This window comes from Streptomyces sp. NPDC031049, assembly GCF_055571015.1.
Genome location: NZ_JBVIGC010000031.1, coordinates 25,788 through 44,533, shown reverse-complemented (window position 1 = coordinate 44,533; position 18,746 = coordinate 25,788). Strand labels below are relative to the sequence as shown.

Genomic DNA, 18,746 nt, shown 5'->3' with positions numbered 1-18,746 from the left:
CATGCCGATGCGGGCCCGGGGCGCCGGGCATGGCACCCTTAGACCTGCGTAACAGGCAACCGGGCTTCGACGAGTTCGCGACAAGGAGCAGACACTGTGCAGCGCTGGCGTGGCTTGGAGGACATCCCCGAGGACTGGGGGCGCAGCGTCGTCACCATCGGTTCCTACGACGGTGTCCACCGCGGCCACCAGCTGATCATCAAGCACGCCGTGGACCGCGCCCGCGAGCTGGGCGTCCCGGCCGTCGTCGTCACCTTCGACCCGCACCCCAGCGAGGTCGTCCGCCCGGGCAGCCACCCGCCGCTGCTCGCCCCGCACCACCGCCGCGCCGAACTGATGGCCGGGCTGGGTGTGGACGCCGTTCTCATCCTGCCCTTCACCGCGGAGTTCTCGAAGCTGTCCCCGGCCGACTTCGTCGTCAAGGTCCTGGTGGACAAGCTGCACGCCAAGGCGGTCGTCGAGGGCCCCAACTTCCGCTTCGGCCACAAGGCCGCGGGCAACGTCGACTTCCTCGCCGAGCAGGGCAGGACCTACGACTTCGAGGTCGAGGTCGTCGACCTGTACGTCTCCGGTGAGGCCGGCGGCGGCGAGCCGTTCTCCTCGACGCTCACCCGGCGCCTGGTCGCCGAGGGCGACGTCGCCGGCGCCGCCGAGATCCTCGGGCGTCCGCACCGCGTCGAGGGCGTCGTCGTCCGCGGTGCGCAGCGGGGCCGCGAGCTGGGCTTCCCGACGGCCAACGTCGAGACGCTCCCGCACACCGCGATCCCGGCCGACGGCGTCTACGCGGGCTGGCTGCACGTCCAGGGCGAGGCGATGCCCGCGGCGATCTCCGTCGGCACCAACCCGCAGTTCGAGGGCACCGAGCGGACGGTGGAGGCGTACGCCATCGACCGCGTCGGCCTGGACCTGTACGGGCTGCACGTCGCCGTCGACTTCCTGGCCTACGTCCGCGGCCAGGCGCGGTTCGAGACGCTGGACGCGCTGATGGAGCAGATGGCCGACGACGTCAAGCGCTGCCGGGACCTGGTGGCCGCGGCCCAGGCGTAGGGGCGGCCACCGGGCCGGGCGCCGACTCCCGGCCACCCGGCCGGGCGCCGGCTCGGAGCTCCGTGCGGGGTCAGGGACCGGTGCGGGGTCAGGGACCGGTGACAGGCTCGGGCCCTGGTGCCGGTGGGGCCGGGGCCGTACCGAGCCGGGCCCAGTGGCAGGCCACCCGGGCCGTGCCGTCGTCCGGCAGGACGCCGGGGTCCGTCGCCCGGCAGGCGTCCGCGACGCCGGCCCGCTCCGCCCGGCCGTCCGCCAGGACCTGGCAGCGGGCGTGGAAACGGCAGCCTCCCGGGACGCGCGCCGGGTCCGGCGGCTCACCGGAGAGCACCACCGGGTCCCCGGGTGCCTCCGGCAGGACCGACAGCAGGGCCCGCGTGTACGGGTGCCGCGGCGCCGTCAGCACCTGTTCGACCTCGCCCGTCTCCACGATCCGGCCCAGGTACATCACCGCGACCCGGTCGGCGATGTTCCAGGCCAGCCCCAGGTCGTGCGTCACCACCAGCGCGGACAGGCCCAGCTCGGTGCGCAGCCGCAGCAGCAGGGCCAGGATCTCGCCGCGCACCGAGGCGTCCAGGGAGGCCACCGGCTCGTCGGCGACGAGCAGTTCGGGCCCCAGCACCAGCGCCCCCGCGATCACCACGCGCTGGCGCTGCCCGCCGGACAGCTCGTGCGGGTACCGCAGGAAGAACCGCTCCGGTGGCCGCAGACCCGCCCGGGACAGCGCCTCGGCGACCGCCGCCCGCTCGTCGCCGCCGTACCGGTGGATGCGCAGCCCCTCCGCCACCGCGTCGTACACCGTGTGCCGGGGGTTGAGCGAGCCGCTCGGGTCCTGGAGCACCAGCTGCACGCGGCGCCGGTACGCCCGCAGCGCCCGGCCGGAGTAGTCCAGCGGCCGGCCGTCGAAGACGACGCGGCCCGCGGTCGGCCTCACCAGGCCCAGCAGACAGCGGGCCAGCGTCGTCTTGCCGCAGCCGGACTCGCCGACCAGTGCCACGATCTCCCCGGGGCGGATGCCGAGGTGGACACCGTCCACCGCGCGGGCGTCGGGCGCGCCGTGCCGGCCGGGGAAGGAGACGCGCACGTCCTGGGCGGCGAGCAGGGCGGAGTCCCGGCCGGACGGGGCGGACGGGCCGGACGGGCCGGACGGGGACGTGGTCATGGGGTGCTGCGCCTCGCTTTCTCCCCGGACTCGGGACGCGGGGGCCGTACCGGGCCTTCCGGAGCCGTCGGCGCACCCGGCTCGGCCGAGCCGCCCGCCGCCACGTGCACGCACGCCGCCCGCCGTCCCCGCTCCCACTCCCGCAACGGCTGGTCCTGCGACGCGCACGAGGCCAGCGCCGAGGGGCAGCGCGGATGGAACGGGCACCCGGACGGCAGCGCCGACGGATCGGGCGGGTCACCGGCCAGACCGCGCGGCGCGAACCGGGACGCCGGGTCGCCGATGCGCGGGAAGGCCGCCGACAGCGCCCGGGCGTAGGGGTGGCGGGCGTCCTCGTGGACCTGCCGTGCGGGGCCCTCCTCGACCACCCGGCCCGCGTACATCACGGCGAGCCGGTCACAGGTGTCCGCGAGCACCGCCAGATCATGGCTGATCATGAGCAGGCCGAGGTCCTGCTCGGCGACGAGCCGTCCGATCAGCCGCAGGATCTGCGCCTGGATCATCACGTCGAGGGCGGTGGTCGGTTCATCGGCGATGATCAGCCGGGGCTCGCAGGCCAGGGCCATGGCGATCATGACGCGCTGCCGCTGCCCGCCGGAGAGTTCGTGCGGGTGGGCGCGGGCCCGGCCGGCGGGCAGCCCGACGTGCTCCAGCAGCTCACCGGCCCGCCGCCGGGCCTCGGCCGGTGTCGCCCCGCGGTGCAGCAGGACCGGTTCGGCGATCTGGTCGCCGACGCGGTGCACGGGGTTGAGGGAGTGCATCGCCCCCTGGAAGACGACGGAAGCCCCGGCCCAGCGCACCGCCCGCACCCGCCCCCACCGCATCGTCAGCACGTCCTCGCCGTCGAGGAACACCTCGCCGCCGATCCGGGTGCCGGCCGGCAGCAGCCGCAGCAGTGCCAGCGCCAGCGTGGACTTGCCGCACCCGGACTCCCCGGCCAGCCCCAGCTTCCGCCCGGTCTCCAGGCGCAGGTCCACCCCGCGCACGGCGGCGGCCCCGCCGGGGTACGTCACCGTCAGGTTCCGCACGTCGAGCAGCGTCAACGGGACACCCCCAGCCTGGGATTGAGCACGGACTCCACGGCCCGCCCGCACAGCGTGAACGCCAGCGCCACCAGGGCGATCGCGAGGCCCGGCGGCACCAGGTACCACCAGTGCCCGGCACTGACCGCGCCCGCCTCCCGGGCGTCCTGGAGCAGCCCGCCCCACGACACCACGGTCGGGTCGCCCAGGCCCAGGAACGCGAGCGTCGCCTCGGCGAGGATGGCCGCCGAGATGACCAGGGTCGTCTGGGCCAGCACCAGCGGCATCACGTTCGGCAGCACATGCCGGGTCATCACGTGCCGGTGCCCGCCGCCCAGCGCCCTCGCCCGCTCGATGTACGGCCGGGTCTCCACCGCCAGCGTCTGCGCGCGCACCAGCCGGGCGGTCGTCGGCCACGTCGCCGCGCCGATGGCCACGACGATCGTGGTGAGCGACCGGGACATCACGGTGGCCAGCGCGATCGCCAGGACCAGCGTCGGCATCACCAGGAACCAGTCGGTGATCCGCATCATCACCGTCGCGAACCAGCCCCGGAAGTGCCCGGCCGTGATCCCGATGAGCGTGCCGATCGCCACCGACAGCACGGCGGCCAGCAGCCCCACCAGCAGGGAGACCCGCGCACCCCACACCAGCAGGCCGAGCAGGCTCCGCCCGAACCGGTCGGTGCCGAGCGGGAACTCGGCGCTCGGCCCCTGCGAGGGCCGGCCCGGGGCGTCGGTCACACTGCTGACGTCGGAGCCGACGAGCAGCGGGGCGGCCAGCGCCACCAGCGCGCACAGGGCCAGCACCACCAGCCCGAACACACCGGCGCGGTGGGCGCGGTACTCCCGCCAGAAGCGGGCGGCCGAGGCGCGGCGCCGCCGCCGGGCCAGCGCCCGCGGGCCCGGTGCCGTATCGGTCGTCGCCGTATCGGTCGTCGTCATCGGCCCACCCGGGGATCGAGCAGCGGATAGATCAGGTCGGCGAGCGTGTTCATGAGGATCACCGCGGCGGCGAACACGAAGAACAGCCCCTGGACCAGCGGCAGATCGGGCACGCTCAGCGCCTGGTAGAACAGCCCGCCGAGCCCCGGCCAGGAGAAGACGGTCTCCACCAGGATCACACCGGCCACCGTCCGGCCGAGGTTGACGAAGACGAGCGTCACCGTCGGCAGCATCGCGTTGGGCACGGCGTGCCGCCGCCGCACCACGTCGTCGCGCAGCCCCTTGGCCCGGGCGGTCGTCAGGTAGTCGCTGCCCATCTCGTCCAGCAGCGCGGACCGGGCGACCAGCAGCGTCTGCCCGTACTCCACGGCCACCAGTGTCACCACCGGCAGCACCAGGTGGTGGGCGACGTCCAGGACGTACGCGAAGCCCTCCTCGCCGCCCGACTCCATGCCGCCGGTGGGGAACAGCCCGGGCAGCGGGCCGATCCCCACCGACAGCGTGATGATGAGCAGCAGCCCGAGCCAGAACGACGGGACGGAGTACAGCGTCAGCGCCAGCCCGGTGTGCAGCCGGTCGGCCGTCCGCCCGTGCCGCCACGCCGCCCGGGTGCCGAGGAAGGCACCGAGCGCCGTGTACAGCACGAAGGCGGTGCCGGTCAGCAACAGGGTGTTGGGCAGCGCCTCGGTGATCTTGTCGATCACCGGTGCGCGGAACTGGTACGACGTCCCCAGATCGCCGGTGAGCACCTTCTGGCAGTAGTCGGTGAACTGCTGCCACAGCGGCAGGTCGAGCCCGAACTCCCGCCGATACGCGGCGAGCTGCTCGGCCGAGACCTGACGGCCACCGGTCATGTACTTCACCGGGTCGCCGGGGATCAGCCGGAAGAGGAAGAAACTCGTGACGAGGACGGCGAGCAGCGACACGGCGGCGCCCGCCACCTTGCCCGCCAGATACCGGGGATAGCCGGAGCGCGGGCGTCCCGACGCCCGCCGGGACGCCCCCGCCCCCTTCTCGTGCCTCCCGTCGAGGACGGGCGCGGCGTCCGTGGTCATCCGCACCCGCGCCTATTCACGGTCGTCGGCGGTGGCCCGGCGGCGCAGCGCCGCGAAGGCCACGAGCCCCGCGAGGACGACGGCACCCGCCACGATCCCGGCCACGACGCCGGTCGAGGAGGAACTCCCCTCCGCCGCGTCCGCGTCGTCGGCCGGCACCGCGGACCACCAGCTCCAGTAGCCGTCCTGGCCGTAGATGTTGCCCGCCCGCGCCGGCATCGTCGTGATCGACTCGATCTGGTCGGTGCGGTAGGCCTCGACGGCGTTCGGATAGGCCATCACGTTCATGTACCCCAGGTCGTACAGCCGTGACTGGAGCCGCTTGACGATGTCCGCCCGCTTGTCCGGGTCGTACTCGGCGAGCTGCTGCGCGTACAGCCGGTCGTACGTCGTGTCGCAGATGAAGTTGTCGGTCGCGCCCGTCTCCTCCGGGGTGGCCGGGAGCGCCGCGCAGGTGTGGATGGACAGGACGAAGTCGGGGTCCGGGTTGACGGACCATCCGTCGAAGGCGAGGTCGTACTCGCCGGCGAGCCAGGGATCGGTGACGTTGTCCAGGCAGTTCAGCTCCACGCCGATGCCCAGGTCGCCCCACCACTCCTCGAGGTACTTGCCGATCGCCTTGTCGTTCGGGTCGGTGGCGTGGCACAGGACGCGGTAGGTGATCGGTTCGCCGTCCTTGCCCAGGCGCCGGCCCTGGTCGTCGGTGCGGTAGCCGGCCTGGTCGAGCAGGCGGGCCGCCTCCTTCGGGTCGTAGGACAGCTCCTGCCGCGGCGACGGCTCCCAGAAGTACTGCGAGAAGCGGGGCGGGATGTAACCCCGGCCCTCGACGGCGTGCCCCTGGAACACCTTGTCGATGACGGTCTTCCGGTCCACGGCCCGGAACAGGGCGTGCCGGACCCGCTGGTCCAGCAGCGAGGGGTGTCCGTCCCCGAACCGCTCCCCGTTGCCGGCGCGCGCCCCGGGGTTGGTGGCGAGGGCGTAGAAGCGGCGGCCGGGCGCGTCGTTGACGTGGACGTCCTCCTGCTGCGCGAGGGCGTCCGCCTGGGCGGGCGTCAGCCCCGACACGAAGGACACCTCGCCCTTCTGGAGCGCCGCGACGGCCGCGTCGCCGTCCTTGTAGTACTTGAACAGCAGCTCGTCGAACTTGGGGGCGCCGCGCCAGAAGTCCTTGTTCGCCCTCAGCCGCACATGGCTGTCCGCCTTGTAGTCCGTCAGGACGAACGGGCCGTTGCCGACGACGGGGAACTGCTTGTCGTTGTTGTACTTCGAGAAGTCCTCGACCTTCTCCCAGACGTGCTTCGGCACGATCGGCACGTCGAGCGCGGTCATCGTGGCCTGCGGCTTCTTCAGCTCGATGACCAGTTCGGTGGGGCTCGGCGCGGTGACCTCGCGGAAGTTGCCGACGAAGCTGCCGTTGGCGGTGGCCGCTCCGTCGTCCGTCATCATCTTGTTGAACGTCCACGCCGCGTCCTCGGCCGTGGCCCGCTTGCCGTCCGACCACCTCGAATCGGAACGGATCGTGTACGTCCAGGTCAGCTTGTCCGGCGACGACTCCCACTTGGTGGCCAGGCCCGGGATGACGCGGTTGTCCTCGGCGTCGTAGTTGGTCAGGTACTCGTACGTCAGCCGGTGGATGCTGGTGCTGACCAGGCGGACCGCCAGGAAGGGGCTCAGCGAGTCGACGCTCTGGGCCACCGCGACGGTGAGCACCTTCTTGCCGTCGTCGGCCGCGTGGGCCTGCGGCGGCGCCGGGGCGAGCGGTGAGGCGAGGGCGGCGGTGAGGGCGAGCGCGGCGGCGCCCGCCAGGGCGATGGTGCGGGTGGTGGAGGAAGGGGGCTTGCCGTACTGATCGTTCGTGTCCATGGTCGCTGACCTCGCGTCATCGCTCGCACGGGTAGGACGGGTTGATCAGTGGGTGGAGTGGGTCAGGTGTACCAGCGGCGTCCGGGCCCGTCAACGGTGCGCGCACCCCTGGTGGCCTGCGGAAACGGCGAACTGGCGAGCGATGTGCGGCCCATTGGTCGAGACCGGTGACGCGGCGCTGGCCAGGGGGTGGCGGCGGTCCGGGGCCGGCACACGGAGATACGGAGGAGGCCCGCGCCGGATCGGGCGCGGGCCTTGGCGGGTCGGGCCGGGTGGCGGTCGTTACGACTGCGGGGAAGGCGGGGGCTGGGTCTGGCCGCCGGGGTCGCCGGGCTGTGCGGGGTGGCCCGGCTGCCCTGGCTGTACCTGCTGCCCCGGATGGCCCGGCTGTCCCGGTTGCGGGTACGGCGGTTGACCGGGCTGGGCGTACGGCTGGCCCGGCATGGGCTGGCCGGGCATGGGCCGGCCGGGGTGCGAGGCCTGCTGGGGAGGCTGGCCGTAAGGGGCGGACTGCCCGGGGTGCCCGGGTTGCCCACCGGGCTGCTGCGGAGGCATGGGCTGACCGGGGACGGGCCGGCCCGGCACGGGCTGTCCCGGCATGGGCTGCCCCGGCATCGGCTGCTGCCCCGGCGTCGGCTGGCCGGGGAGCGGCTGGCCCGGCATGGGCGGGGCGGCGACCGGCGGCGGGTTGCCGTCGGACGTCCACAGCCCGTGCATCTGCTGATGCCGGGTGAAGTCCTCGGCGACCAGGGCCGCGAGGTTGAAGTACGCCTCCCGCACCTTGGGCCGCATCATGTCGAGGTCGACCTCGGCACCGGCGGCCAGATGCTCGTCGAACGGCACGACGACGACCCCGCGGCACCGGGTCTGGAAGTGGGCGACGATGTCCTCGACCTTGATCATCTTCCCGGTCTCGCGGACACCGGAGATCACGGTGAGGGACCGGGCGACGAGATCGGCGTACCCGTGCGCGGACAGCCAGTCCAGCGTCGTACTGGCGCTGCTCGCCCCGTCGACGGACGGTGTCGAGATGATGATGAGCTGGTCCGCGAGATCGAGAACCCCGCGCATGGCGCTGTAGAGCAGACCGGTACCGGAGTCGGTCAGGATGATCGGGTACTGCTGCCCCAGCACGTCGATCGCGCGCCGGTAGTCCTCGTCGTTGAACGTCGTGGAGACGGCCGGGTCGACGTCGTTGGCGATGATCTCCAGTCCGGACGGCGCCTGCGAGGTGAAGCGCCGGATGTCCATGTAGGAGTTCAGGTACGGGATCGCCTGGACGAGGTCGCGGATGGTCGCCCCGGTCTCGCGGCGGACGCGCCGGCCGAGGGTACCCGCGTCGGGGTTGGCGTCGATGGCGAGGATCTTGTCCTGCCGCTCCGTGGCGAGCGTGGAGCCGAGGGCGGTGGTGGTGGTCGTCTTGCCGACGCCGCCCTTGAGGCTGATGACGGCGATCCGGTAGCAGGACAGCACGGGCGTGCGGATCAGCTCCAGCTTCCGCTGACGCTCGGCCTCCTCCTTCTTCCCGCCCAGCTTGAACCGGCCTCCGCCGGCCGCCGGACGGCTGCTCTTCGCCTTCTGCTTCTTGTTGTTGAGCAGCCGGTCGGACGACAGCTCCACGGCCGCGGTGTAACCGAGCGGCGCGGCACCCGGGTTGGTCGGCTGCCGCTGGTCGTGCTGCATCGGCTGCGGCCAGGCGGCACCGGTACGGGGATCGACGGGCGGCACCTGGTGGTGCGGCTGGGCGTGGGGGAGGGGGGCCTGCGGGGGCTGCTGACCCGGCTGCGCCTGCGGGGGCACCGGCGGCGTGCCGTGGCCCGGGCCGGCGTCCGGCGGTGTGCCGTGGCTCTGGCCGGCGTCCGGCGGTGTCTGGTGCCCGGGCTGCGGTCCGGCGTGCGGTCCCGGGGTCGGGGCGGCGTGCGGTCCGGGGGTGGGTCCGGCGTGCGGTCCGGGGGTCGGGCCGGGCTGGGCGGCGGACGGCTGGGGGAACCCGTAGCCGCCCTGGGCGTGGGGAGTGTCCGGACCCGGAACGCCCGGCTGCGGGAAGCCGTACCCGGTGGGCACCTGGGGCGCGGCGGGACCGGCGCCCGGGTGCTGCGCGGGGGGCTGCGACGCCGGGGGCTGAGCCGCCGTGGGGTGCTGCGCCGGGGGCTGCGGGGCCGCGGGGGCCGCGACGTCCGGCTGCGGGAAGCCGTAACCGGGCTGGGACGTGGGCTGGGTTGCCGGCTGGTGCGCGGGCTGGGTTGCGGCCGGGTTCTGCGGCTGCGGGGCCGACGGGTTCCACGCCGTGGGCGCGTGCTGCGGCGGCTGCGGCTGGAAGGGGTGCTGCGCTTGCTGCTGCGGCACCGGCGGCTGCTGCGGGGCGGCCGGCGGCTGCGCGGCGGAGGGCTGCGTGGCGGAGGGCTGTGGCTGTGCCGGCCACTGGTCCGCCGGTGCGGGAGCGGCGGGCTGGTACGACGGCGGCAACGGCGGCACCGGTGCCTGCGGCGCCGGCGTGGGAGCCCAGGCGGGCGGCGCGTCGGCCGGGACACCGGCACCGGTGGCGTCCTGCGGCGCGGGCGCCTGAGGGCTGGCGCCCTGCGGAGCATCGGCCAGGGGGGAGTCACCGGCGGCCGCGTCGTCGGAATCGGCGTCGGAAACGGCGCTGGAAACGGCGTCGGAAACGGCGTCGGAATCCGCGCCGGAACCTGCGCCTGAACCGCCGTCGGACTCGGCGTCCCGGCCGCCCGACGCGTCCGACGGCGCCCCTGCCTCCGGCTCGACTCCCTCCGGAACGGCCCCGTCACCGACCGCCCCGGCATCCGCGGACGCGTCCTGCACAGGCCCGTCGCCGTGCACGTCCGTCGAGGCCTCGTCGCGGGACCCGGTGTCGGTGTCGGTGTCGCTGTTGGTGTCGGCGTCGGTGTCGGTGTCGGCGTCGGCCCCGTCCTCGGCCGACGCCTCTTCGCGTACAGCACCCGCAACATCACCCGCAGAGACATCGGCATCGGCATGGGCGTTGCCGCCCGCCAGAGCACCGCCGGAACCGTCGACAGTGTCCGCACCCACCGACGCCCCACCCTGCTCGTCGGCGTCGGCGCCCTCCGTCGCCCTGGAGGAGTCGGCCGCCTCGGCCTCGGCGCGCTCCGCGATCTCCCGCTTCAGCGCGACGGCGGAGAAGCGCATGGTGGCCCCGCTCTCCAGATCACCGTTGTCCGGTGCCGGAACCGGCTCCTGAGCGGGCTCGGCCTCCTCCTCGCCCGCAGCGGCGGCAGGCCTCGCCAACGGGAACCCGTCCGCGGCCGAAGCCGGCACGGTGGACGGCGGCGTGGCCGTGACGGACGGCGGCGCGGGTGCGGCGGGAGGAGCGGTCGGCACGGCCGGCGGAGGCATGGTCTGCGGCTCGAACCCGCTGTCGGCGGGCAGCCTGGGGACCTCGGGAGCCCCGCCGCCCTGCCCGGAACCGCCACCCGCGTTCTGCGTGTACCACGCGGGCGGCGCGTAGTCGATGGTGAACTCGCCGGTCGCTTCGACGGCCGACTCCGCATCGGGCTGGTCATCGCCGGGTGTCGCCCAGCCCCCGCGGATCCCGTCCCGATCGCTGCTCACAGTTCCTCCTGGTGTGGTCGAGCACCCTCAAGCCGTGCCGGGGCGACCGTTTATCGTCATCCGAAGTTGTTCGAGGCCGTTCGAGGTCGCTGCGAGGCCGCCCGCTTCGCGGTCGACCGACCCACCGAATCCCCCTGGGACACCGACACCCGGTCCACGGGTTCAGGCGCCGCGCCCGTTCCCAGCCTAATCACCATCACCGGCACCCCGGCAGGCCCGTCCACCGCTCGCTGCACGTCCGGTACGTCACAATCCGGCCATCTCCCCCAACCGAGCCGGCCGTCCGGGACCCCTCGCATCCCCGCTCACCCGGCGGCGGCGATGCGGCTGCGACGTCAGTCCATCCGTCGCGGCGTTCCGAGCAGCCCGATCTCCGCATCGGTCGGCTGCGTCATCACGTACTGCCGGTCGCGGTCGGCACACCAGAGGGTGACGCCGTCGGCGAGGGTCGGCAGCGAGTCCACGTCGCCTCTCGGCAGCGCCATCGTCCGGCCCAGCTCCGCCGCCTCGTCCGGCGATATCCGCTGCACACCCACGAGCCTGGCCTGCCGCACCAACCTGGGCGCGACCGGGCTGAGATACGGCAGCAGCGTCAGCACCGACCGCCAGGGGCCGGAGACCACCCGGCCGCGCGGCGGCCGCATGCCGCAGTCCCGCACCACCAGCACCGGCGTACCGGCGGAGGCACCCAGCGGCGGGACCCGTCCCACGTCGTAGACCGCAAGCCCGTTCTGTCCGCCGCCCATGGCGTGCACCATCTGCGACCAGGCGTGGGCCCGCCCGGTCTCCACGGCCACCCGCGCGCCGGTCGCCGCCGCCCGCAGCGCGAACACCTGGGCCGTCCACAGACCGCCGATCAGCACGACCTCGTACGGCGTGGGCCGGTTCAGCCCCAGCACCGCGGGCTGTCCCTCGGCGTCCACGCCGATGACCACACCGTCGTCCCCGATGGGCAGGGTCAAGGTGTCCAGGTCGTCGGCGGAGAGCGCGTGCCGCCCGTGGCGCGGACCGAGCAGGCCGAAACCGGTGCGCAGCAGGCCGGCCGCCCGCCCGCCGGCCGGCCGCGGTGTCCCGGCGGCATCCGGCTGCGCGCCGTGCGGCCCCCGCGAGGCCCCCGATGCCGCCGCGTCCGGCCCGTCGGCGTTCCGTGTCGTCATGGTCGTCACCGAACACCTCCGAGGGGCAAAGTGGCCAGTACACCGGGCAGTTGCTCCCGGTCGAGCCGGGCCAGCGCCGCGCCGGCCGAGCGGGCGGCGTCCTCCAGCGCGCGGCGTGCCGCGGTCAGTTCCTCGGCACTGCGACCGGTGACCCGCAGATGACCGCGCAGCGAGATCTCCTGCCCGTCCCCGCGCGCGAGGGTGAGGCTGACGGTGGTGGCGAGCGCGGGAACCGCCGTGATCATCGCGACGAACTGGGGCAGCGAGGACCCGCGGTCACCGCCCAGTTGCGGCCATCTGCGGATCCAGTACGCGGTGTGCCTGCGGTTGTCGCAGCGCCAGCTGCGGCCGGACTCCTCGGTGCGCCGCTCCTGCCGCTCCGCCCGCCCGGCCTCGGCCGTCACCAGCGGGTTGGCACAGGCCGACGTGGCGATGGCCGAGGTCAGCTCCTCCTCGTCGAGCACCGTGGCCCGGAAACCGGCGCCGGTGAGCCTGCTGACGAGGTGGTCGGCCACGCGCACGACGCACTTCTGCGCACCGACGAGGCCACCGCCCCGGGCGGCCACGGCCTCCGGGCACTGCTCGGGGGCGAGTTTCAGCGCGATCCAGGTGATGCGTACGGCGGGGGCGCCGGTCTGCTCCTGAAGCGGCGCGTAGTTGCTGACGGCGACCGACTGACGCGGCAGATGCAGCGCGGGGGCGGGCTGGGTGTGCAGCACGACCTGCGCCGACTCCAGGCGGATCCCGTCGACTTCGAGCGCGTCCCGCACCACAGCCAGCGGCAGCGGCCGTCGGCTCCGCTCGGCCCGCAGGGCCGTGGCGTCGGCCTCCACCTGGACCACGGCGGTGACGAAGGTGCCGTCCCCGACGATCCCGACCGGCCGCCGCTCCCGGCCACCGCAGGCATAGGTGCGCAGACTCGGATCGCACTCCACGGCCGGGGCCAGTCCCGGCTCGGTGCCGGGCGGGATCACCAGCTCCGCGGCGCGCTTCTGCCGCGCGCGCAGGGCGCGTGCCGTGGCGACCCACTCGGGCAGGGAGCGGCCCCTGCGGCGCACGAAGGCCAGCAGGACCAGCGCGACGGCGACGACGCCGGCCACCGCCAGCGCCACGGTGCCGACGGCCCAGCCGACGAGGAGAACGGCGGCGGCGAGCTCCACCAGGACGATCCGTTGCAGCCGGAACGAACCCGTCCCGCCCGCGCGCACCTTGAGATGGAGACCGCCCCGCGCGGACGGCTGCCGCGCCGCACCCGACCCGGGCTCCGCGGAGCCGCGCGACCTGGTCCGGTCACGGCGCGAGGCCCGCGTTCCGGAAGCCATCACTCCATCCCCCCAATTTGCTCACAACTCGCTGGAATTCCAGCGCAGACACCAGGCCGCACAGGGCCCAGGCACCCTACCCGCTCCGCCGACCGCTCCTCACACCAGGCATAGTAGGGGCCGCGTCTGACATCGGCGGGCGGGGGACGGCGGTCCTCGGCGTCGCCCAGGCGCAACCCAGGCGGACACGGGCGGGACACGGGGAGAGACACGCACCAATGGCATCTCGGCGGGATCAGCTCAACGCCTACACCTTCGCGAAGCGCCGCTTGCTCGCTGCCTTCGTCCAGTCGTTCCCGCAGGGCTCCGAGGAAGGCGCCCCGCGCCCCCTGCGCGGCGTCGTACCCGGCCTCGTCATCGGCGTGATCATCATGGCCGTCTTCGGGGCCTGGGGCATGTTCAAGCCGACCGCGCCCAAGGGCTGGGACACCCCCAACGAGAAGGTGATCATCGCCAGCAAGTCGACCACCCGGTACGTCGTCCTGAAGACCGGTGACGAGGTCCAGCTCCACCCGGTGCTCAACATGGCGTCGGCCAAGCTCCTCCTCGCCCCCAACAAGGGCGACGTCGTCACCGTCAGCGAGTCGGTCCTCGACAGCGGCAAGATCCCGCACGGCGTCACCATCGGCATCCCCTACGCGCCCGACCGCCTGCCCTCCGCCAAGGAGGCGGGTTCCGCCAAGCGGTGGGTCGTCTGCGAACGCCCGAGTGCCGGCGGCCGCTCCATCCAGAAGGCCGCGCTGGTCCTCGCCGACCGCGAGCGGAAGCTGACCGAGGGCAAGCAGAAGCTGACCGGCGGCGAACTGCTCTACGTGGCCGACCCCGCCGGCAAGCGCTACGTCGTCGACCCGGGCGGCACGGCGTACCAGATCGACAAGCTGGACACCGGATCCGACCTGGAACTGCTGCTGCGCACGGTCGTCGGCTCCGGACGCGAGCCCCAGCGGGTGTCCCGCGAGTGGCTCGCCACCCTCCACCAGGGCGACCCGATCACCTTCCCCGAGATCGAGGGCACCCCCGGCACACCCGCCAACGCCCCCGGACAGCTCGGCGCGGAGGCGGACAAGGTCGGCACGGTGCTCAAGGCGTTCGACAACAACAAGGAGCAGTACTACGTCGTGCTGCCCGAGCGGGTGGCACCCGTCTCCGCGTTCGTCGCCCAACTGCTGCTGTTCAGCAAGGACCTTGCCCAGGTCGGTCAGGCCGGCCAGGCGCTGGAGACGAGTCCCGGCGCGATCGTCCCGGGCAAGCCCTTCGGCACCGAGCACACCTGGCCGAGCGGCACCCCCCAGGCCGTCAACGAGGCGTCGGCCGCCAAGGGCAGCCGCAACACGGTATGCAACGTGCTGCGCGGCGTCGACGGCAAGGGCACCACCACCCTCAGCACCTGGGCGGGCACCGATTTCCCGGCGGACCTCCCCGCCGGCTCCTCCAGTGCCTATGTCACCCCCGGCTCCGGTCAGCTCTACCGGCAGTTCAAGGGCGCGCAGACGAAGGCGGGCCCGGTCTTCCTGGTCACCGACACCGGCCTGCGCTACGTGCTCCAGTCCAACGCGGACAGCGCCACCGACGACGCCGGGATCGGCATGTCGGAGAAGGAACGGAAGCAGCTGGAACAGGAGGCCCGGCAGGCCCAGACGCGCCTCGGCTACGCCGACGTGGACCCCGCACCGATCCCCGCCGCCTGGTCCGCGTTCCTGCCCACCGGCCCCCGCCTGTCCACGGCCGCGGCCCGCCAGCCACAGGGCTCGTGAGGGGAGGGGCAACGATGCGACACGGCCACCTCCTGCTCCGCTCCACGGCGGTCGCCGCGGCTCTGCTGGCGATGCCCTTCACCCTGGCGCAGCCGGCCGCCGCCGAGGACTCGTTCTCCGACCAGTGCGAGTACCCGAACGACGTCTACCCCGGCCGGCCCTGGTCCCTCCAACGGGTACAACTCGACGAGCTGTGGAACCAGTCCAAGGGCAAGGGCGTACGGGTCGCCGTCATCGACACCGGCGTCGACGTGAAGAACCCGCAGCTGAAGGGCGCGGTGGACGTCAAGAGCGGCCGCAACTTCCTCCCCAAGGGCCTGAAGGACGACAACGGCGACCCCATCGAACGGGGCAGCGAGAACGGCACCACCGACACCGTCGGCCACGGCACCAAGGTCGCCGGCATCATCGCCGCCCGCCCGGACGACAAGACCGGGTTCGTCGGCCTTGCGCCCGAGGCGACCATCATCCCGATCCAGCAGAACGACGCGGAGGGCCACGGTGACACCGCGAGCCTCGCCGCGGCGATCCGCTACGCCGTGAAGGCCGGCGCGGACGTCATCAACATCTCCCAGGACACGGCGGACGCCGCCACCCCGGACCCGGATCTGAAGGCCGCCGTCGACGCCGCCCTCGCCGAGGAGATCGTCGTCGTCGCGTCGGCGGGCAACGACGGACTCGGCGGCAACGTCAAGAAGACCTACCCCGCCTCCTACGAGGGCGTCCTCGCCGTCGCCGCCTCCGACCGCAACAACGAACGCGCCTCGTTCTCCCAGTCCGGCGACTTCGTCGACGTGGCGGCACCGGGCGTCGACATCATCTCGACCGTCCCCCGGGGAGGCCACTGCTCCGACAACGGTACGAGCTTCTCCGCACCGTACGTCGCCGGCCTCGCGGCGCTCATCAAGGCCAAGCACCGCGACTGGACCCAGCGCCAGATCGTCGCCCAGATCGAACAGACCGCGGAACGCACCATCGCGGGCCGCGACCGCCTCGTCGGCTGGGGCGTGGTGGACCCCGTCCGAGCCCTGACCGAGGACGGCCGCCCGATCGAGTCACCCCGCCCCCAGGAGGGCCTCGCCAGGGCCGAGGCACCGGCCGCGGCGGAACTCCCCCTGGGCGAAACCCCCGACGAACGCAACGCCCGCCTCGCCACGTACGTGGCCGTCGGAGCGGCGGTCCTGGTAGCGGGCCTCGGCGGGACCGCGGTGGCCCTCCGTGACGCACGCAGGAGGGGGCGGGGGGCGGGGGTTCGCAGTGGCCCGACTGCAACGTGACCAAAACCGCTCCTCACCTGCCGGACGGGACGAGGCCCAGGTGGGAAGGGTGCGGATCATGTGAAGACCGGAAGCGCGGCCGCCGATCGGTAGCAGTGCTGTTGCATATGGCAGTTGGGGCTGTCGGTGTCAGTCACTAAAGTGGTGCCATGGTGGTCATGATCGCCGTGTCGGCGTGAGCCGCCCGGCGACTGGCGCGGGACCGGCCACACCACGGGGAAACGGGGAGGGAAAGCACCATGCTTCCTGCAGACGGGGGCGGCAGCGCCGCGGACGTGCGCCGCGGAGTGATGGCGCTGTCGACGTTCAAGAAGCGCATCGACGACCTGCTCACCACGTTCGAGGAGTCGGCGGGCGGCGCGTCCAAGGTCGGAACGCACAGTCTGCCGGCAACGGCCTTCGGCACCGGCGCCTTCCCCGAGTCCAAGATGCTGCACCTCGAGTACGAGCGCGTGCACGAGCGCCTCACGGCGCTCTCCAAGTCGCTCGGACTCCAACTGGAAGCGATGCAGATCGCGGTGCACGGCATCGACGTGACCTTCGACAACCTCGAGGAAGAACAGCGCTACCGGTTCCACCAGATCCGCACGATGGTCAACCAGACGCGGGAAGAGATGCTGAGGCCGGAGATCAAGCGGGACAACCACGCCGACCACACGGACGCGGGGTACTGATGAGCGACGACAAGAACAAGCCGGACCTCTACGCGGAGGAGCGCCAGGAGGCCCTGGCGCAGAACGGCACGCTCGACGCGGTCATGATGATGACCAGGATCATGAGCCCGTTCGGCTCCGCCCGAGGCATCCACTTCGCCCGCACCAACTTCGAGGGCTACGACCTCAACGACATGATCGACATCGTTGAGTCCGCCAACCCCGAGCTGCTGGAATCCGCGGGCCAGGCCATGGTCGACGCCCGCGAGGCCATCAAGAAGGCAGCCCAGGAGCTCAAGGACAACCTGCCCGACGTCGACTGGCAGGGCGAGGCCCACACCGCCTTCGACAGCTGGGCCAAGGACCTGGTCAAGACGGCGGAAGGCATCGGCGACTACGCCGACGTCATCGGCACCCAGGTCATGGCCGCCGGCTCGGGCCTCGCCTCGGTCCGCAAGTCCATGCCCCCGCGCGACAACCGCAGCGAACGCAAGACGGTCGAGGACATCCCCGAGGCCAAGCGGGTCGACAGCAACGACGAGTACACGGCGGCGGTGAAGGCGGAGAAGAACCGCCAGGAGGCCATCAACCAGATGTACCGCCTGGCATCGTTCTACACGGTGTCGGCGGGCCACATGAAGAAGGCCGAGGAGCCGGTGTTTCCCAAGATGCCGGATGTGGGGGTGCCGCAGCCGACTCCGGATTACCGGGTTCCTGAGCCCCCGCAAACGGGCCAAGCATCCCTCGGGCCTGTCGGCGGTGCGCGCGTCACCTCCCAGGAATCTGCCACCGGTGGCTTGGCGCGGACGCATGCGGCTGAGGAGCAGCCGATGCCGGCAGCGAAGCTGGAGCCCGACGCGCCGCTGCAGCGGGCGGTGGGCACGGAGATCAACACAGTCGGTGCCCTGCCGCCTCAGGAAACAGCGAAGCCGACCAACGTCGCGCCGCCTTCGACGGTTGGTCCGTCCACGTCGACGGGCCCCCTGCCTCCCATGGCTCCCGGCGCCCCCCTGCCCGTCGCGCGGGGCCTCACCGGGCGCGCTGCGGGCTCCCATGGCGTACCTGTGAACAGGGTCCCTCCATCGGTGCAGGGACGTACCACGGGCACCTCAGGTCCCATTGCCGCAGGGCGGACTGGCTCCGGTCCTGTTCCTCAGAGCCCGCGTGCCACTGCACCAGGGCCAGTAGGAAGCCGTGGAACAGGTCCTCTCGGGCCGGTGGGCGCCACCGGCAGGCCGGGACAAGCGGGAGGCCCGGTGAGTGGTCCTGTGGGGCGCGGCATTGTGGGTGGGATGCCGAACCCTGCCGGGCCGGTGACCGGGCACCCCACCGCCGCCCCGCGCAGTCCCGTGGGCCCGATGGGGGCCACTGCACCCCCGGCCCGCGGCATCACTGGTCGTACCAGCGACGGCGTCGTCGGCGGCAGGCCGGTAACCGGCTCGGCTTCGGTGGACAAGGGCTCCAAGTTGTCAAGGGGCACAGTCATCGGCGGCGAAGGCGTGCCTTCTCCTCAGAGCAGGACGAGCGGAAGGCTTGACCAGAGGGGCGTGATCGGCGGGCCCGCAGCGGCCTCGACGGGACAGACGTCTCGTGGAACTACCTCAGCCTCCGGGGGCGCGATCGGAGCACCACGAGGTCCTGTTTCTGGGGCGCGGAGCAGGGAAGCGGTCCCCGACACGGCCCGCAGGCCTGCGGGCCAACAGAGTTCCCGAGAGGGAGGTACGCGCCGCAGGGAGCGGCGCGACGGGGGCCCGGCGAGTAACTGACCGGACGAGGACGAGGGTGAACAGAGGCATGGTGGCAGGGATCGGCCGACGCGACAGGCGGAACACGCGTGTCGTGAGACGAAACAGGGGACGAATTTCCGTCCTCTGCTCAACGCTTGCGGCTCTGGCCCTGGCATCT

Annotated in this window: 13 protein-coding genes; 5 read left to right on the top strand and 8 right to left on the bottom strand. The window is 73.0% G+C overall.

From position 1 onward, the window contains the following. The first annotated feature begins 96 nt into the window (after nt 1-96). The gene (locus ACZ45Q_RS33065) at nt 97-1,047 is read left to right on the top strand and encodes a bifunctional riboflavin kinase/FAD synthetase (RefSeq protein WP_468268542.1); all 951 of its coding nucleotides are present in this window, start codon (nt 97-99) and stop codon (nt 1,045-1,047) included. Between the two features lie 88 nt (nt 1,048-1,135). On the opposite strand, the gene ACZ45Q_RS33060 is transcribed toward ACZ45Q_RS33065, so the two are convergent. The 8 genes from ACZ45Q_RS33060 to eccE form a co-directional block, all read right to left on the bottom strand. Next, nucleotides 1,136-2,206 (bottom strand): ABC transporter ATP-binding protein, encoded by a 1,071-nt coding sequence (locus ACZ45Q_RS33060; protein WP_468268539.1) that lies wholly within the window; start codon nt 2,204-2,206, stop codon nt 1,136-1,138. Beyond that, a complete protein-coding gene (locus ACZ45Q_RS33055) occupies nt 2,203-3,249 on the bottom strand; it encodes an ABC transporter ATP-binding protein (protein ID WP_468268536.1) in 1,047 nt (348 codons plus the stop codon). Before ACZ45Q_RS33055 ends, ACZ45Q_RS33060 begins: the two co-directional genes overlap by 4 nt. Further along, nucleotides 3,246-4,172: an ABC transporter permease gene (locus tag ACZ45Q_RS33050; protein ID WP_468268533.1), complete on the bottom strand. Its 927-nt coding sequence runs from the start codon at nt 4,170-4,172 to the stop codon at nt 3,246-3,248. The genes ACZ45Q_RS33055 and ACZ45Q_RS33050 overlap by 4 nt, the downstream gene beginning before the upstream one ends. Beyond that, a complete protein-coding gene (locus tag ACZ45Q_RS33045; RefSeq protein ID WP_468268530.1) occupies nt 4,169-5,227 on the bottom strand; it encodes an ABC transporter permease in 1,059 nt (352 codons plus the stop codon). Before ACZ45Q_RS33045 ends, ACZ45Q_RS33050 begins: the two co-directional genes overlap by 4 nt. A 12-nt stretch (nt 5,228-5,239) precedes the next feature. After that, entirely contained in the window at nt 5,240-7,090 is a 1,851-nt protein-coding gene (locus ACZ45Q_RS33040) for an ABC transporter substrate-binding protein (protein ID WP_468268527.1), read from the bottom strand. A gap of 282 nt (nt 7,091-7,372) precedes the next feature. Then, nucleotides 7,373-10,678, bottom strand: coding sequence for an SCO5717 family growth-regulating ATPase (locus ACZ45Q_RS33035; protein ID WP_468268524.1), 3,306 nt, complete (start codon nt 10,676-10,678; stop codon nt 7,373-7,375). Between the two features lie 335 nt (nt 10,679-11,013). Then, nucleotides 11,014-11,844 carry a hypothetical protein gene (locus ACZ45Q_RS33030; RefSeq protein WP_468268521.1) on the bottom strand — a complete coding sequence of 277 codons (831 nt, stop codon included), beginning with the start codon at nt 11,842-11,844 and terminating at the stop codon, nt 11,014-11,016. Next, a complete protein-coding gene (eccE, locus tag ACZ45Q_RS33025) occupies nt 11,841-13,157 on the bottom strand; it encodes a type VII secretion protein EccE (protein WP_468268518.1) in 1,317 nt (438 codons plus the stop codon). Before eccE ends, ACZ45Q_RS33030 begins: the two co-directional genes overlap by 4 nt. Nucleotides 13,158-13,375: 218 nt before the next feature. Here eccE and eccB point away from each other — a divergent pair, with 218 nt between their 5' ends. The 4 genes from eccB to ACZ45Q_RS33005 all read left to right on the top strand — a co-directional run bounded on the left by eccB (nt 13,376) and on the right by ACZ45Q_RS33005 (nt 18,607). Continuing rightward, nucleotides 13,376-14,911 (top strand): type VII secretion protein EccB, encoded by a 1,536-nt coding sequence (gene eccB / locus ACZ45Q_RS33020; RefSeq protein ID WP_468268515.1) that lies wholly within the window; start codon nt 13,376-13,378, stop codon nt 14,909-14,911. A 14-nt stretch (nt 14,912-14,925) separates the two neighbouring features. Next, nucleotides 14,926-16,188 carry a type VII secretion-associated serine protease mycosin gene (gene mycP / locus ACZ45Q_RS33015; RefSeq protein ID WP_468268512.1) on the top strand — a complete coding sequence of 421 codons (1,263 nt, stop codon included), beginning with the start codon at nt 14,926-14,928 and terminating at the stop codon, nt 16,186-16,188. 239 nt (nt 16,189-16,427) lie between these two features. After that, on the top strand, nt 16,428-16,862 hold the full coding sequence (locus ACZ45Q_RS33010; RefSeq protein WP_468268509.1) for a hypothetical protein: 435 nt from the start codon (nt 16,428-16,430) through the stop codon (nt 16,860-16,862). Beyond that, on the top strand, nt 16,862-18,607 hold the full coding sequence (locus tag ACZ45Q_RS33005) for a WXG100 family type VII secretion target (protein ID WP_468268506.1): 1,746 nt from the start codon (nt 16,862-16,864) through the stop codon (nt 18,605-18,607). The genes ACZ45Q_RS33010 and ACZ45Q_RS33005 overlap by 1 nt, the downstream gene beginning before the upstream one ends. Nucleotides 18,608-18,746 lie beyond the last annotated feature (139 nt).